The organism is Diaphorobacter ruginosibacter (assembly GCF_014395975.1).
Taxonomy (GTDB): Bacteria; Pseudomonadota; Gammaproteobacteria; order Burkholderiales; family Burkholderiaceae_C; genus Diaphorobacter_A; species Diaphorobacter_A ruginosibacter.
In genome coordinates this window covers 4,280,549-4,295,970 of the sequence record NZ_CP060714.1, presented here as the reverse complement: position 1 = coordinate 4,295,970, position 15,422 = coordinate 4,280,549, and the positions used below count along the sequence as shown (strand labels likewise).

The window sequence follows — 15,422 nt, the reverse complement described above, 5'->3', positions numbered from 1 at the left end:
CGCCGGGTTGTGCGGCTTTTTCGTTTGAACAGGCATGAATCCTCTTTTGCTTCCACGTTGGGGCGTCGCGAGGGAGTTGTATCCCACGGTGCTGCAGGCGGTGCTCGACTATGCGGTGCTTGTCGATGAAGCCGGAGACGAATCGCTTGAGGCATACCGCGCCCTCGAGGAGCGCCTGCAGGGGCTGACCGGCAAGGACCTCAGCGCCTTCCATCTGTACGAATGGTGGGAAGAGGAGGGTGCCGAAGTACTGGCGTTTCGCATTGCCATGCCCGACCCGCCGAAGCTGGAGCGCAGGTTGAGCCGCGAAGAGGTCGCCGACGTGGTGGATCGGCTGCTGTCAGGCTCTGGCGAGTTCTCCGCTCGGCCCGAACGGGATGAGGATGCGTTCGTGGCTTCGTTCTCCCTGTATCTCGACGTCTGGTATCGACGCCTGCTCGAGTGGAATGCGCCGCGCTTTGATGTCCGCTGGTTTCATCGGCAGCAGGACCGGCAGGGGAACTGGTTCGAACATGGCCGCGATGACTTGCTGGACCTGCTGCTGGGGCTTGGGGCCAGCGGCGGAAACCGAGGCTGACGGGGCGGGGCCTCTTCTCTTGCTTCCCGGTGCAGCATGTCCTGGCGAGGGCGCTCCTCGGGTCGGGGCCCGCTCACCCCATCCGCAATGTCACCTGCTCGGGACGAGGCAGGGGCGCCACCGCGCCGAAGCCCTCCACCGCGATCGACGCCGCAGCGTTTGCGTAGCGTGCGGCGGCGGCCACATCGTCGCCCGCGGCAATGCGCGCGAGCAGGTTGCCGCAGAAGCAGTCGCCTGCGCCCGTGGCGTCCACGGCATTTGCCTTGAATACGGGAACGGCGATGCGCGCGCCGTTCACGCTGACCAGTGCGCCCTTGTCTCCGAGCTTGAGCACCACGGTGCCCGCGCCATGCCGGTGGCTCCAGTCGATGATCTCGCCCGGCTCCTGCAGGCCGGTCAGCACCGTCATGTCGTCGAGGCTGGGCAGGAAGATGTCGCACAGCGATACCGCATGCGTGATGCAGGCGCGTGCGCGCTCCAGGGGCCAGAGCTTGAGGCGCAGGTTGGAGTCGAGCGCGACCTGCGCACCGGCTGCCCGGGCCACCGTCATGGCCGCGAAAACGGTATCGCAGGCGCTCGCGGATATTGCCAAGGAGATACCCGACACCAGCAGCATGCGGGTGGATTGCAGGATGTCCCGCGTTGGAGCTTGCTCCAGCCATTGCGGCGCCATGCGGCTGGCAGCGGAGTTCGAGCGCAGGTAGCTGAACTGGTGGCCGGATTCCCCGTGGGTGACGAAATAGACCCCGGTGGGGTGGCGGGCGTCACGCTGGATGCCCGACGTGTCGACGCCTTCCGCATGCCACAGCGCCATCAGCTCGTCGCCGAACGGATCCGTGCCGAGGCGGGTGAGATAGGCGCATGTCGCTCCGGCCCGCGCAGCCGCGATGGCGGCATTGCTGGTGTCGCCGCCGAAGCCCTGCAGGAACTGGCGCTCGCCCGCGCGCGTCTGGTTGAACTCGATCATGGCCTCGCCCAGCGTGACGAGGTCGAATGCCGGGGTGCTGCTGCCAATGCTGGCGCTCATCGTGCTCATGCGGTTTGTCTCCGTTGTTGAATCTGTTTTTCGTGGCGGGGCCGCCGCCCCGGGATGAAGGCATCCCGCTGGCGGGTGGCGTGGGTGATCAGCCGCGCGGCTTGTAGGCCGTCACGTCCATCTCCACCTTGGCGTCGATGGTGAGCTGGGACACCACGGTCGAGCGTGCCGGCGCGTGGCCGCCGAAGCACTCCATGTAGACCCGGTTGAAGGCCGCGAAGTCGCGCGCGTCGTCCAGCCACACGCTGACCTTGGCCACGTCCTGCAGCGTGCAGTCGGCCAGTGCGAGCGCGGCCTCAAGGCGCTTGAACACCTGGCGCGTCTGTGCCTCGATGCCCCCGATGACGACTTCGCCGGCATCGTTGAAGGGCACCTGGCCCGACACGAACACGAAGTCGCCGCAGCGCGTGGCGGGCGAGAGCGGGCGTGGCTGGCCGTCGGAGGTCTGGGGCGATTGACCGAGCAGTTCGACTTTTGACATGGATCCACCTTGTGTAATGTTATTACTCAAAATATAGAGGAAAACCCCATATTCACGAATGTTCATCGTGAAATACAGTTCGTTTCTGTAATTTTATTACTCATCGGAGACCCTATGCAATCCCGTTCTGCAATCGACACGCCGAAACTCACGCAGGTGCTTTCCCTGGGACGCCGAGGCGCCATGGGCCTTGCCGCAGCCGCTGCTGCGATGGTGGCGATGGGCTCGTCCACCATGGCGTTCGCCGCGCCGTCGGGTGGTGCACTGAACCTGGCGATGATCGGCGAGCCGCAGGGCCTGGATCCGGTGATGTCCACCGCAGACCTGGTCGGCACCATCGCGCAGCACATATTTGAGCCGCTCTACACCTTCGATGGCAAATGGGCGATTGCGCCGATGTTGGCCGAGGCCATGCCCACGCTCTCCAAGGATGGCCTGACCTACTCGATCCCGTTGCGCAAGGGCGTGAAGTTCCACAATGGCAAGGACATGGACTCGTCCGACGTGGTGGCCTCGCTGCAGCGCTGGATGGAAGTCTCGGCACGCGGCAAGTCGGTGGCCAAGGAGGTCGATTCGCTCACCGCCAAGGGTCCGCACGCGATCGAGATCAAGCTCAAGACGCCTTATGCACCGCTGCTCGCAGTGCTGGCCGCGCCCACCGGCATGGCGGCCATCATGCCCAAGGAGGTGCTGGCACCCCAGCTCAAGCAGTTCATCGGCACGGGGCCTTTCAAGTTCAAGGAGCGCCGTCCGGACCAGTTCACGGTGCTCACGAAGTACGAAGGCTACAGCGCACGCAGCGAACCGGCCAGCGGCTACGCCGGCAAGCGCGAGGCGCTGGTGGACGAACTGCGCTTCGTGCCCGTGCCCAATGCCAACACGCGCGTCGAAGGCGCCATGTCGGGGCAGTTCCATTACTCCGACCTGCTGCCCGTCGAGTCGCTCGGCCGCTTGGAGAAGGCGGGCAATGCGGTGGTGCCCATCGTCACCAAGAACTTCGGATTTCCCTATATCGTCTTCAACACCAAGGAAGGCGTGCTGGCCAGCCAGGCGCTGCGCCAGGCTGCCCACACCGCGATGGGCGAGGGCGAGCTGATGGCCGCCGGCTTCGGCGATGCACGCCTGTTCACGCCTGAGCCCAACTTCTTCCCCAAGGGCACGCCGTTCTTCTCCGAGGCGGGCGCCAAGTTCTACAACCAGCGCAATCCGCAACTGGCCAAGGACCAGGCGGCCAAGGCGGGCTACAAGGGCGAGCCGATCCGCATCATGGCGAGCCGCCAGTACGAGTTCCACTACAACATGGCGCTGGTCTACGCCGAGCAGTTGAAGAAGGCCGGCTTCAAGACTGAGTTGCAGGTGGTGGACTGGGCCACGCTGGTGCAGCGCCGCAATGACGCCAAGCTGTGGGATGTGTACTTCACGCACTCGGGCTTCTTCCCGGAGCCCATGCTCACGCCTCCGCAGATGGGCGACGGCGCGCCGGGCGGCTGGGAGACAGAGACCAAGAAAAAGGCGCTGGCCGCGTTCAATGGCGAGGTGAATCCGCAAAAGCGCGCCGCCATGTGGGGCAGCGTGCAGCAGCTCATCTATGAGGAAGTGCCGTTCGTCGAGGTCGGCAAGTTCAACAGCGTCTCCGCGCGAGCGCCCAAGCTGCAGGGATACCAGCCTGCGTTCTGGCCGTATTTCTGGAACACCAGCCTCGCCAAGTAAGGTGCGGCCGATTCACGTCGATCCGACCAAGGAAGATAGACCATGTTCAGATTTCTACTGAACCGATTGCTGGGAGCGGCGGTGGTGCTTGCACTGGTGGCCGTGTTCGTGTTCGCCCTCACGCGCATGGCGTCGGGCGATCCGGTGGCGCTGCTGCTGGGCGACCAGGCCACGGCGCAGGACATTGCCCAGGCGCGCGAGCAATACGGCCTGGACAAGCCACTGCCGACACAGTTCGCCCTGTGGGTCGGCGAGCTGCTGAAAGGCAATCTGGGCCAGTCGCTCTTCCTCCAGCAGCCCGTCAGCCAGGCGATTGCCGAGCGGCTCGAACCCACGCTCACGCTCGCCCTGATGGCGGTGCTGATCGCGGCGCTGATCGGCGTGCCCTGCGGGATGGTGGCCGCCATCTGGCGCGGCAGCCCCGCCGACCAGGTGCTGTCCACCATCGCCATGCTCGGCGCCAGCATCCCGAGCTTCTGGTTCGGCCTCATCCTGATCCAGGTGTTCGCCGTGCAGCTGGGCTGGTTCCCCGCATCGGGCTACGGCGATCCGGACTCGACGTTCGGCCAGCGCGTGCAGCACCTGCTGCTGCCCGCCATCGTGCTGGGCGTACTCAATTCCGCGCTCATCATCCGCTTCACGCGCGCATCGCTGCTTGACATCCTGGGCGAGGATTACGTGCGCACCGCGCGCGCCAAGGGCCTGCCCGAACGGGTGGTGATGATCAAGCATGTGCTGCGCAACGCGCTCGTGCCCATCATCACGGTGCTGGGTCTCACGCTGGCACTGATGATCGGTGGCACGGTGGTCACCGAAACCGTCTTCAACCTGCCGGGCGTCGGCAATCTGGTCGTGCGCGGCGTGCTGCGCCGCGACTACCCGGTCATCCAGGGAACGCTGCTGATGATTGCGGCGGTCTATGTCTTCATCAATCTCGCCATCGACCTGCTCTACACGCTGGTCGATCCGCGCATCCGCCTGGAGAAGAAGTGATGCTGCAGAGCTGGAAAAAGCTGCTCCGCCAGCTGTTCGCGCGCAAGGTCGTGCTGGTGTCGGCGCTGTTGCTGCTGCTGGTGGTGATCGTCGCGGTGGTGTTCCCCTGGGTCTCCAGTGCCGACCCGACGGCCATCGCCATCGGCAAGCGCCTGAATGCGCCGTCGGCGGAGCATTGGGCCGGCACCGACGAACTGGGCCGCGACGTGATGCTGCGCATCGTGCACGGCGCGCGTTATTCGCTGATGATCGGTTTCTTCACCGCGGCTGGCGCCGTGGTGCTGGGCACATTGCTGGGCATGCTGGCGGGATTCTTTCCGCGCCTGGATGCCGCGATCATGCGCTGCGTTGACGCGATGATGTCCTTTCCCGACATCCTGCTCGGCATCGCACTGGTGTCCATCCTGGGCGCTTCGCTCTGGAACGTGATCCTGGCACTCGTCATCGTCTATACGCCGCGCGTGGCGCGCATCGTGCGCGCCAACACGCTGGTGCTGCGCGAGCTGCTGTTCGTCGATGCGGCGCGTGCCATCGGCGTGCGCACGCCCCGCATTCTGTGGCGCCATATCCTTCCCAACCTGATGTCGCCGGTGCTGGTGCAGGTCACCTTCATCTTTGCCTATGCGATCCTCGCCGAGGCAGGGCTGTCCTTCCTGGGCGTCGGCGTGCCTCCCGACATTCCCACCTGGGGAACCATGATCGCCGGCAGCCTCGAATCGGCCGACAAGGCGTTCTGGACGATTCTCTATCCGGGTCTTGCCATCGTGTTCACGGCGCTGTCGCTGCAGCTGCTGGGTGATGGCGTGCGCGACCTGATGGATCCGAAACTGAGGAAGACGGCATGACGCATTCCCCTGCAACACCCTCCGCGGTGGCATCCGGCGCCGCAGCGCGCCTGCGCGTCTCGGGCCTGTCCACGTCGTTCGCGACCGAGGCCGGCCGCATCCACAGCGTGTCCGACGTATCGTTCGTGATCGAACCCGGCAAGACGCTGGCCCTGGTCGGCGAATCGGGATCGGGCAAGTCGGTCACCAGCCTCTCGCTCATGGGACTGCACGCGCGCACCTCGCATGCCGAGGTGGGCGGACAGGCCATCTTCGTCAAGCGCAACGGCGAGGCGGTCGACCTGCTCGCGCTGAAGGAGTCCGACAAGCGCGAGCTGCGCGGCAACGAGATCGCGATGATCTTCCAGGAGCCGATGACCAGCCTGAACCCGGTGCTCACCGTGGGCGAGCAGATCGCCGAGAGTGCGCGCCTGCACCTGGGCATGGACCGCCGGACGGCCCATGCCCACGCTCGCCGCATGCTGGAACTGGTCGAGATCCCCGCGGCGGGCCAGCGTGTGAATGAATACCCGCACCAGCTCTCGGGCGGCATGCGCCAGCGCGTGATGATCGCGCAGGCCATGGCCTGCAACCCCACGCTGCTGATCGCCGACGAGCCGACCACCGCGCTCGACGTGACGATCCAGGCGCAGATCCTCGCGCTCATGGGACGCCTGCAGAAGGAGACGGGCATGAGCATCCTGTTCGTCACGCACAACCTGGGCGTCGTCGCGCAATATGCCGATGCCGTGGCCGTGATGTACGCGGGGCGCATCGTGGAATCGGCATCGGTGCATGCGCTGTTTGCCGAGCCGCAGCATCCCTACACGCGCGGCCTGCTGGCCTGCCTGCCCGGTGTGGCGCGCCGCAATGCGCTGGCGCAGGGCCTGCATGGAAAGCCGGTGCTCAAGGCAATTCCGGGGCAGGTGGCCAGTCCGCTGGCACCTCCGCCGGGCTGTGCCTTTGCACCGCGCTGCGATCGCGCGTCGGCCGACTGCGACCGGCAGGTACCGAAACTCGTGGCAACAGGGGAGGCGAGACTCACCCGTTGCCTGCAATATGTGGAAAGGGTCGCAGCATGACGACGAGCGCCAACCAGCTCCTGGAAGTGCGCGGACTGCGCAAGTACTTCGGCAGCGGCAGCCATCCGGTGCGAGCCGTTGATGACGTGAACTTCTGTGTGAACGAAGGCGAGACGCTGGGGCTCGTGGGAGAGTCCGGCTCCGGCAAGAGCACCATCGGGCGCCTGCTCACGCGCCTGATCGATCCGACCGGCGGGCAGATGATCTATCGCGCAAACGGGGCCGAGAAGGACCTCGCGGCGCTGAGCGCGTCGGCCTACCGGCCGCTGCGTTCGCAGATCCAGATCATCTTCCAGGACCCCTATGCCAGCCTGAACCCGCGCATGCGCATCCGCGACGTGATCGCCGAGGCGCTCGACACGCACGGCCTTGCACGCGGCGCGGCGCGGACGCCGCGCATCCACGAGCTGCTGCAGCAGGTGGGCCTCAGGCCCGAGCATGCCGACCGCTTTGCGCACGAATTCTCGGGCGGGCAGCGCCAGCGCATCGGCATTGCACGCGCCCTGGCAGTGCAACCCCGTTTCATCGTGGCGGACGAACCGCTGTCGGCGCTGGATGTGTCGATCCAGGCCCAGGTGGTCAATCTGCTGGGCACCCTGAAGCAGGAGCTGGGGCTCACGCTGCTGTTCATCTCCCACGACCTCGACGTGGTGGAGTATCTGTGCGACCGCGTCGTGGTGCTCTACCTGGGCCGGGTGATGGAGGTGGGCCCCACGGAGGCGATCTATGCGAGGCCGCTGCACCCCTATACCCGCGCTCTTCTCGAGGCCGCGCCGATTCCCGACCCCGCGCAGCGTCGTACCATTCCCCTGCTCAAGGGCGACCTGCCCAGTCCCGCGAATCCTCCTTCGGGATGCGTTTTCCGCACGCGCTGCCCGCGTGTGGAAGCGGCCTGCGAGCGCGCCGACATGCGCCTGCGCGAGGTGAGTCCCGGACGATTCACCGCCTGCTGGCGCGACGACTCTCAATGACGCCTATGACCACCAACACCCCATTCCCCGAGCTGACGCTGGACCCCGACTACAAGGGCTTTCCGTTCACCGCAGAGCCTTGCCGCGCGAGCGAGATCGCCGGTCGCGGCTGGAACATCCTCGCGGACGACCTGCCGTTTCCCATCGCCGTTCTGCAGCGCTCCGCGCTGGAGCACAACCTGGCCTGGATGCACGACTACACCCAGCGCAAGGGCGTGCTGCTCGCTCCGCATGGCAAGACCACCATGTCGCCCGAACTGTTCGCCGCGCAGCTGGAAACGGGTGCATGGGGCATGACCTTTGCGACCGCCTACCAGGCGAGCGTGGGCATCCGCTCCGGTGCGCGCCGCATCATCATCGCCAACCAGGTGGTCTGCGACGCGGACCTGGATGCGCTCGATGCACTGCTCGCGCAGACCGACGGCCTGCGGATCTGGTTTCTGGTCGATTCGCTCGCGCAGGTAGCGCTGATCGAGGACTGGGCGGCTCGCCGCGCGCGCGCCCGCCGCTTCGAGGTGCTGCTGGAGATGGGCATTCCCGGCAAGCGCACGGGCTGCCGGACGCTGGAGGAGGCGCTGGCCGTGGCCGAGGCGATCTCCCGATCGAGCGCGGTGTGTCTTGCCGGCGTGGAGGTCTACGAAGGCTCCGTCGCCAATTGCGACAGCGAGCATGACGCGCGCGCCGTGACCGAACTGGTGCGCCGCGTGGTGGAGGTGGCGCGTGCCTGCGATGCGCGCGCACTGTGGTCGCAAGGCGATGACCACATCCTGCTGACCGCCGGCGGCTCGGCCGTGTTCGACCTGGTGATCCCCCTGTTGCGGACCCAGGGCCTGTCGCGACCTGTGCACGGCGTGCTGCGCGCGGGTTGCTACATCACGCACGACCACCTCAACTACGCGCGTTTTCTGGGCCAGCTCGAGAAGCGCGAAGGGCTCGACCGTTCGCTGCGTCCGGCGCTCAGCGTCTGGTCCATGGTGGAGTCGGTGCCCGAGCCCGGCCTCGCCCTGCTCACCTGCGGCCGCCGTGACATCTCCTACGACCTCGAGATGCCGGTGGCACTGCGCATCGCGCGCCGCGGCGAGCGCTCCGCACAGGCCGTGCAGTCAGCCCCCGCCGCCTGGAGCATCACGGCGTTGAACGACCAGCATGCCTACCTGAGCTTCGACCCCGCCGGCACGGCGCCCGCGGTGGGCGATCGCGTGGAGCTGGGCATATCGCATCCATGCACCACGTTCGACAAGTGGCGCTGGGTGCCGATCGTCGAGGACGACGGGCGCGTGACGGGCGCCATCCACACGCGTTTCTGAAAAGAGGCACGGCACAGCCATGGCCAAGAAGCATTCCTCCTCCGCACCCTCCGCGTCCACCACCCCGGGGACATCGGCCGCGCCCGCCGGCAGCCTGCTGCAGCAGCTGCGCGACCGGCAGGCGCAACTGCCCGAAGCCCAGGCCGCGGTCGTGCGCAGCATCCTGAACGATCCGCAGGCCGCTGTGGCCGCCACCGTGGAGGTGATTGCGCAGAACGCGGGCGTTTCCATGCCGACCATCGTGCGCACCTGCCGCAGCTTCGGCTATGCGTCGGTGCGCGAGTTCATGGTTGCTCTTGCACAGGATCTGGCCGTCTCGGGAACCTTCCTGCACCGCAGCGTGCTCAAGGACGATTCCGCGGAGGACGTGGCCGCCAAGATCGTGCATGCGGCGACGTCCTCCCTCACGCACCTGGGCCGCAGCCTCGACATGCAGGTGATCGACGAGGTGGCCTCGCATCTGGCCGAGGCCAAGCGCATCGACTGCTATTCGGTCGGCATCGGCTCGACCTTCATCGCCACGGAGCTGCAGATCCGCCTGATGCGACTGGGGCGCAACTCCAACGCCACCTATGACGCGCACCAGCAGCTCATCTCGGCCAGCAACCTGGGCAAGGGCGACGTGGCGTTCGCCGTGTCGCACGTGGGCCGCATGCCGTACATGCTGGAGTCCGTGCGCTTCGCGCGCTCGCAGGGTGCCACGGTGATTGCGCTCACGCAGCCTCAGACGCCGCTCGCCCAGCTCGCCGACCTGGTGCTCGAAATCGCGGTGCCGCAGGATGCGGTGATGCGCGTGGGCACGGAAACCTATCTTTCCCATCTGGTGGTGCTCGAGGTCCTCATGGTGCGCCTCGCGCAGAAGCTCGGTCCCGACGTCGCCCGCAAGCTGCAGAGCTTCCGGCAGACGCTTCACAAGCACGGATTCGACAGTGCCGAGTTCGAAGGCAGCCAGCAGTCGTATTCGCACCCTTGATGCCTGCCCCGACATCCATTCCTGACACTCATCCCTGAAAAGGTAACCGAACAATGAAGGCAACGTGGCTGCGTGGCGGGCAGATCGTGGACGGCACGATGGCTCCCGCATGGAAGGGTGACCTGCTCATCGCCGGCGGACGAATTGCCGCACTGGGCGCCGGCCTTTCCGAGGCGCGGGTGGCGGAGCATCTCGCAGCGCTCGGAGCCGAGGGCGTGACCGCGACCGAGATCGACTGCGCGGGCAAGGTGATCGCCCCCGGCTTCATCGACGTGCATACGCACGACGACGCGACCGTGCTCGACATGCCGCAGAACCTGCCCAAGCTCTCGCAGGGCATCACCACAGTCATCGTGGGCAACTGCGGCATCTCGCTGGCGCCGGTGATCACCCAGGCGCCCATTTCACCGCTGTCGCTGCTGGGTGACCAGCAATTCCGCTTCGGCAGCTTTGGCGATTACGCCGACGCGGTCGATGCGGGACACCCCTGCGTGAACGTGGCGGCGCTGCTGGGGCATACGGCGCTGCGCATCAAGCACATGGAGGATCTGGGCCGTACCGCGACGGTGGCGGAACGCGATGCGATGCTCGCCGACGTGCGCGAGGCGATGCTGGCCGGCGCGCTGGGGCTGTCGTCCGGTGTGTTCTATGAACCGGCGTTTGCCGCCGACATCGACGAACTGGTCCCGCTGGCCACCGAGGTGGCACGCCATGGAGGCGTGTACGCCACGCACATCCGCAGCGAACTCGAAACACTGCTGCCGTCGATGATGGAGGCCGCGGACACCGCGCGCAGCGCCGGCGTGCCGGTGATCTTCTCGCACCACAAGTGCTGCGGCCCGAGCAACTGGGGCCGCGCACGCGAGACGCTGGCGCTGATCGAGAAGCTGGCCGAGGAGCAGGGTGCGGGGCTCGACGTCTATCCCTATACCGCCGGCTCCACCGTGCTGCGGCCCGACCTGGCCGATGGCGTGATCGACATCCTCATCACCAACAGCGAATCGCATCCCGAGATGATGGGCCGCTATCTCAAGGACATTGCCGCCGAATGGAATGTCGACCAGCAGACGGCGGCCGAGCGGCTCAAGCCCGGCAACGCCTGCTATTTCCAGATGTGCGACGAGGACGTGGACCGCGTGGTGGCGCATCCGCAGAGCATGATCGGCTCGGACGGCCTGCCGCACGACGTACGGCCGCATCCGCGCCTGTGGGGGGCTTTTCCCCGGGTGCTCGCGAGCTACTGGCGCGAGAAGAACCTGATGAGCATGGAGCAGGCCGTGCACAAGATGACGGGCCTGTCGGCGCGGCGCTTCCGCATCCCCGAGCGCGGCGAGCTGCGCGAGGGCTTCCATGCCGACGTGGTGGTGTTCGACCCCACGCGCGTGCGCGACCGCGCGAGCTTCGAAGATCCGATCCAGTTCAGCGAGGGTATCGAGCAGGTCTACGTGAACGGAGAGCTCAGCTACACCGAAGCGGGCCGGGGAACCGACGCGCGCGCCGGCCGCTTCGTGCGCCGCGGCTGATGCCGCGACGAGGTCAAACGAATTGACTAGGCAGCCACGCCTTCGTTGAACACGACTTCGCCGCGCAGGGTGTAGGTCTTGGCTTCGGTGATGCGCACATCGATCATCTGGCCGATCAGGCGCTCCTGGCCGGGGAAATTCACCACGCGGTTGCACTCGGTGCGGCCCATCAGTTCGCTGCCGTCGCGCTTGGAGACGCCTTCGACCAGCAGGCGCTGAACGGTGCCCACGCGCTCTTCGCTGATGTCCTTGATGTTCTGGTTGATCACGGCCTGCAGCTCCTGCAGGCGGCGCAGCTTCACCTCGTGCGGCGTGTCGTCGTGCAGATTGGCGGCGGGCGTGCCGGGACGGGGGCTGAAGATGAAGCTGAAGGAGTTGTCGAAGCGGATGTCGTGGATCAGCTTCATCATCTTCTGGAAGTCATCCTCGGTCTCGCCGGGGAAGCCCACGATGAAGTCGCTGCTCATCGCCAGGTCCGGACGGATCGCGCGCAGCTTGCGCACCGTGCTCTTGTACTCCATGGCCGTGTAGCCGCGCTTCATCGCCATCAGGATCTTGTCGCTGCCATGCTGCACCGGCAGATGCAGGTGGCTCACCAGCTTGGGCAGCTGGGCATAGGCCTCGATCAGGCGCGGTGTGAATTCGTTCGGATGGCTGGTGGTGAAGCGGATGCGCTCGATGCCGGGAATCTCGGCCACGTACTCGAGCAGCAGCGCGAAGTCGGCGATCTCGCTGGTCTCGCCCATCTTGCCGAGGTAGGCATTCACGTTCTGGCCCAGCAGCGTGATCTCCTTGACGCCCTGGTCGGCGAGGCCGGCCACTTCCACCAGCACGTCCTCGAACGGACGGCTCACCTCTTCGCCGCGCGTGTAGGGCACGACGCAGTAGCTGCAGTACTTGGAGCAGCCCTCCATGATCGACACGAAGGCCGATGCGCCCTCGACGCGCGCGGGGGGCAGGTGGTCGAATTTCTCGATCTCGGGGAACGAAATGTCCACCTGAGGCTTGGCCTTGGCGGAGCGCGCGTTCAGCAGCTCGGGCAGGCGGTGCAGGGTCTGCGGGCCGAACACCACGTCCACGAACGGCGCGCGCTTGATGATTTCCTCGCCTTCCTGGCTGGCCACGCAGCCACCGACGCCGATCAGCACGCCCTTTTCCTTGAGGTGCTTGACGCGGCCCAGATCGCTGAACACCTTCTCCTGCGCCTTCTCGCGCACCGAGCAGGTGTTGAAGAGGATCAGGTCGGCCTCGTCCATGTTGGTCGTGGGCTCATAGCCCTGGGCGGCACCGAGCACGTCGGCCATCTTGTCCGAGTCGTACTCGTTCATCTGGCAGCCGAAGGTTTTGATAAAGACTTTCTTGGACATGGCAATCATCACTCGAAGGGCGTGAACCGATGGAAGGCGCTGGCCGCGCGCTCATCGGTTCGGAAAAGGACGGAAGAATGGAAGCGGCGCAGACTCCGCCTGGCGTGGCGGATGTCCGGCCTGTGTGCTCACGGGGCGAGGAGGGGGGCGGGGCCGGCTGCCCGGCCAGCGGGCCTCACTTGAGCCAGCTGCGCTTGGGTTCCCGGGCGACCTCGGTCTGGGTCAGGATCCACGCGGTGAGCAGCATGCCGGTGCTGGGCTCGACCAGGTAGCGGACATCGAGTTTCTTGCCGATCACGGCGTGGGCGAACACCAGCTGGTTCTGCTGGTTGAAGATGCGAAGGCCGGGGGCCAGGCGATAGTCCTTGCCGTCTGCCGAGCCTTCCACCGTGCTCTTGATGATCAGCTCGCCACGCTGCGAGCTGGGTGGGAAGTTGCGCGCCACGGCATGCTCCAGGGTCTGGTTCTGCTGGGCGAAGGCGGGGGTGACGGGAACTGCGGCGAGCAGGGCGCAGAGGGCTGTCGCTGTGGCTGCAAGTGCAGAGCGGCGTGCTGTCGTCGATGGCTTCAAGTGGGGGACTGGTGGCTTGAAACAGCGGTTCATGGTGTTCATCCAGAGGCTGAAAGTGCCGCGATTCTATCTGTCCCCGCTGTGGCTCGCGCCTCGTGGCGGCATGACACCGGAAAACCGTATGGCATTCGAGCAGGGCGTCGCGGCCCGTTTTCATTGCTGCAGCCAATTGGTGGGTATTCACTGATTTGTTTATATAAACCTTCGAAATTTACGGTTTGACACAAGGTACAGTGGCGGAATGACCGATGCCGTGCTCCGTTCCTCCGCCACCCCGAAGCAGCTGGTTCGCTTCTCTGCGAACCACCTTGGCAGGGATCTGGCGGTGGGCGACATCCACGGCTGCTTCTCGCGGTTGCAGGCGGCGCTGGCCGCCGTGCAGTTCAACCCCATCAAGGACCGTCTGTTCTCGGTCGGCGACCTGGTGGACCGCGGCCCGGAGTCGCACCTGGTGCTTCAGTGGCTCGACAAGCCCTGGTTCCATGCGATCCGGGGCAATCACGAGCAGATGGTCGTCCGCACCGCCTTGGGTGACCCCATGCCCGATGTGGACCACTGCCAGCAGGGGGGTGAATGGCTGCTGCGCCTCACCGAAGGCGAGCGCAGGACCATCGGTGAGCGCCTGGCCTGTCTTCCGCTGGCCTTCGAGGTGCAAACGGCCCTGGGGCCCGTGGGAATGGTCCATGCCGACTTCCCGTCGGACGACTGGGAGGACATCGAGCGATTCGCGTTCGGCGAGGGCGCGGTCGACTGTTGCCTGTGGTCGCGCGAGCGGTACCTGAGGCGCGACGAGCGGCCGGTGACCAACGTGCGCGCCGTGGTCCATGGCCATACCGCGGTCGCCAAGGTCGAGACGCTGGGCAACGTGCATTTCATTGACACCGGGGGCTGGCGCGAAGGGGCCCGACGCGGCCATTTCACCTTGCTTGACCTGCATACGCTGCTGCCGTGCACGGCGGCATCCGCGTCCTTGCCTTCGTTCGCTCGCGAGCTGGAGGGAGCACCTCACTAGCAGCAGCGGTTGCCCGGCCCCTGTCTTCAGGGCCGTGGTGCCGAGCCTCGCTCCACCCGGCGCGGCGTGCCCAGCACCATCTCGTGGGCCGCCAGCCGGGCATGGATGAAATCGGTGAAGGCCTTGATCCGGGCCACGTCCTTCAGGTCGGGGTGGGTCAGCACCCAGACCTGGGTGTCCAGATCCTCGGAAGGTGGCTCGATCTGGACCAATTGCCTGTCGCCGTCCGCCAGCATGCACAACAGCAGACCCGTGCCCATGCCCGCCCGGACGAGCTGCGTCATGCCATTGAGGCTGTCCACCTGGGCCACGATGCGTTCCATGGGGATGTGGGTGCGCAGCCATCGGGCCTGGGCCAGATGCGAGAGGCCTTCGTCCAGTGCCACCCAGTCAAGTTCGGCCAGCTTCCTGTGCCGGGGGCGGGCCTTCAGGTACGCCTTTGACGCATAGATGGCCGTCTGCACCCGTCCCGCGCGGCGGCCGATCAGGTAATCCGGCGGTGTGTTGCTCGGACGGATGGCTACGTCGGCCTCGCGCTTGTTCAGGCTGAGAAAGCTGTTGTTGACCACGAGCTGCAGCTGGATGCCCGGATGCAGCGCACGGAACTCCGCCAGCATGGGGCCGAGCAGGCCGATGAGGAGGGTGTCCGTCGTCGTGATGCGGATGGTGCCCGACAGACGCAGGTCCAGTCCGGAGAGCTGTCGCTGTGCGGTGTCGATCTGCTCCTCCACGCCGCGCAGCCGGTCTCGCAGCGACTCGCCAGCCAGCGTCATTGCATAGCCGGTGGGCAGGCGGTCGAACAGGCGCACGTCCATGCGGGACTCCAGCGCACCCAGGCGGCGCAGCACCGTCGAGTGGTTCACGCCCAGGGCACGCGCCGCGGCAGACAACGCGCCTTCGCGTGCAACCGCCAGAAAAACGCGCAGATCGTCCCAATCCGTGTTCTGCATTTATGCATACCTCAAATGCGATTTTTGGGAATTTCCCTGCGAAGA

The 15,422-nt window shown here is 66.1% G+C and carries 16 protein-coding genes; 11 read left to right on the top strand and 5 right to left on the bottom strand.

Annotated features, from left to right (window positions below; genetic code table 11):
* The first annotated feature begins 34 nt into the window (after positions 1-34).
* On the top strand, positions 35-577 hold the full coding sequence (locus H9K76_RS19480; protein ID WP_187596942.1) for a hypothetical protein: 543 nt from the start codon (positions 35-37) through the stop codon (positions 575-577).
* 73 nt (positions 578-650) lie between these two features.
* On the opposite strand, the gene H9K76_RS19475 is transcribed toward H9K76_RS19480, so the two are convergent.
* Positions 651-1,613, bottom strand: coding sequence for a sugar kinase (locus H9K76_RS19475; RefSeq protein ID WP_246475164.1), 963 nt, complete (start codon positions 1,611-1,613; stop codon positions 651-653).
* 88 nt (positions 1,614-1,701) lie between these two features.
* Entirely contained in the window at positions 1,702-2,094 is a 393-nt protein-coding gene (locus H9K76_RS19470) for a RidA family protein (protein ID WP_187596941.1), read from the bottom strand.
* Between the two features lie 114 nt (positions 2,095-2,208).
* Here H9K76_RS19470 and H9K76_RS19465 point away from each other — a divergent pair, with 114 nt between their 5' ends.
* From H9K76_RS19465 to H9K76_RS19430, 8 genes are read left to right on the top strand one after another with little or no spacing between them, the layout of a single operon-like run.
* Complete coding sequence (locus H9K76_RS19465; RefSeq protein ID WP_425489629.1) at positions 2,209-3,804, top strand: ABC transporter substrate-binding protein; 1,596 nt, start codon at positions 2,209-2,211, stop codon at positions 3,802-3,804.
* Positions 3,805-3,846: 42 nt separating this feature from the next.
* Positions 3,847-4,797, top strand: coding sequence for an ABC transporter permease (locus H9K76_RS19460; RefSeq protein WP_187596940.1), 951 nt, complete (start codon positions 3,847-3,849; stop codon positions 4,795-4,797).
* Positions 4,797-5,642, top strand: a complete 846-nt coding sequence (locus tag H9K76_RS19455) for an ABC transporter permease (protein ID WP_187596939.1) — start codon at positions 4,797-4,799, stop codon at positions 5,640-5,642. Before H9K76_RS19460 ends, H9K76_RS19455 begins: the two co-directional genes overlap by 1 nt.
* Positions 5,639-6,703 (top strand): ABC transporter ATP-binding protein, encoded by a 1,065-nt coding sequence (locus H9K76_RS19450; protein ID WP_187596938.1) that lies wholly within the window; start codon positions 5,639-5,641, stop codon positions 6,701-6,703. Before H9K76_RS19455 ends, H9K76_RS19450 begins: the two co-directional genes overlap by 4 nt.
* Positions 6,700-7,674: an ABC transporter ATP-binding protein gene (locus H9K76_RS19445; RefSeq protein ID WP_187596937.1), complete on the top strand. Its 975-nt coding sequence runs from the start codon at positions 6,700-6,702 to the stop codon at positions 7,672-7,674. The genes H9K76_RS19450 and H9K76_RS19445 overlap by 4 nt, the downstream gene beginning before the upstream one ends.
* A complete protein-coding gene (locus H9K76_RS19440; RefSeq protein WP_425489628.1) occupies positions 7,671-8,981 on the top strand; it encodes an amino acid deaminase in 1,311 nt (436 codons plus the stop codon). Before H9K76_RS19445 ends, H9K76_RS19440 begins: the two co-directional genes overlap by 4 nt.
* Positions 8,982-9,000: 19 nt before the next feature.
* Positions 9,001-9,954: a MurR/RpiR family transcriptional regulator gene (locus tag H9K76_RS19435; protein WP_187596935.1), complete on the top strand. Its 954-nt coding sequence runs from the start codon at positions 9,001-9,003 to the stop codon at positions 9,952-9,954.
* Positions 9,955-10,007: 53 nt separating this feature from the next.
* A complete protein-coding gene (locus H9K76_RS19430; RefSeq protein ID WP_187596934.1) occupies positions 10,008-11,477 on the top strand; it encodes an N-acyl-D-amino-acid deacylase family protein in 1,470 nt (489 codons plus the stop codon).
* 26 nt (positions 11,478-11,503) lie between these two features.
* Here the strand turns inward: H9K76_RS19430 and miaB are convergent, their stop codons facing one another.
* Both miaB and H9K76_RS19420 read right to left on the bottom strand, forming a co-directional pair.
* On the bottom strand, positions 11,504-12,844 hold the full coding sequence (gene miaB, locus H9K76_RS19425) for a tRNA (N6-isopentenyl adenosine(37)-C2)-methylthiotransferase MiaB (protein WP_187596933.1): 1,341 nt from the start codon (positions 12,842-12,844) through the stop codon (positions 11,504-11,506).
* Positions 12,845-13,019: 175 nt separating this feature from the next.
* Positions 13,020-13,415: a hypothetical protein gene (locus H9K76_RS19420; RefSeq protein WP_187596932.1), complete on the bottom strand. Its 396-nt coding sequence runs from the start codon at positions 13,413-13,415 to the stop codon at positions 13,020-13,022.
* Positions 13,416-13,446: 31 nt separating this feature from the next.
* Between H9K76_RS19420 and H9K76_RS19415 the strand changes: the two genes are divergently transcribed.
* Entirely contained in the window at positions 13,447-13,602 is a 156-nt protein-coding gene (locus tag H9K76_RS19415; RefSeq protein ID WP_187596931.1) for a hypothetical protein, read from the top strand.
* Between the two features lie 66 nt (positions 13,603-13,668).
* The gene (locus H9K76_RS19410; protein ID WP_246475163.1) at positions 13,669-14,427 is read left to right on the top strand and encodes a metallophosphoesterase; all 759 of its coding nucleotides are present in this window, start codon (positions 13,669-13,671) and stop codon (positions 14,425-14,427) included.
* Between the two features lie 26 nt (positions 14,428-14,453).
* Here H9K76_RS19410 and H9K76_RS19405 read toward each other — a convergent pair whose 3' ends face one another.
* On the bottom strand, positions 14,454-15,377 hold the full coding sequence (locus tag H9K76_RS19405) for a LysR family transcriptional regulator (protein ID WP_187596929.1): 924 nt from the start codon (positions 15,375-15,377) through the stop codon (positions 14,454-14,456).
* Positions 15,378-15,422 lie beyond the last annotated feature (45 nt).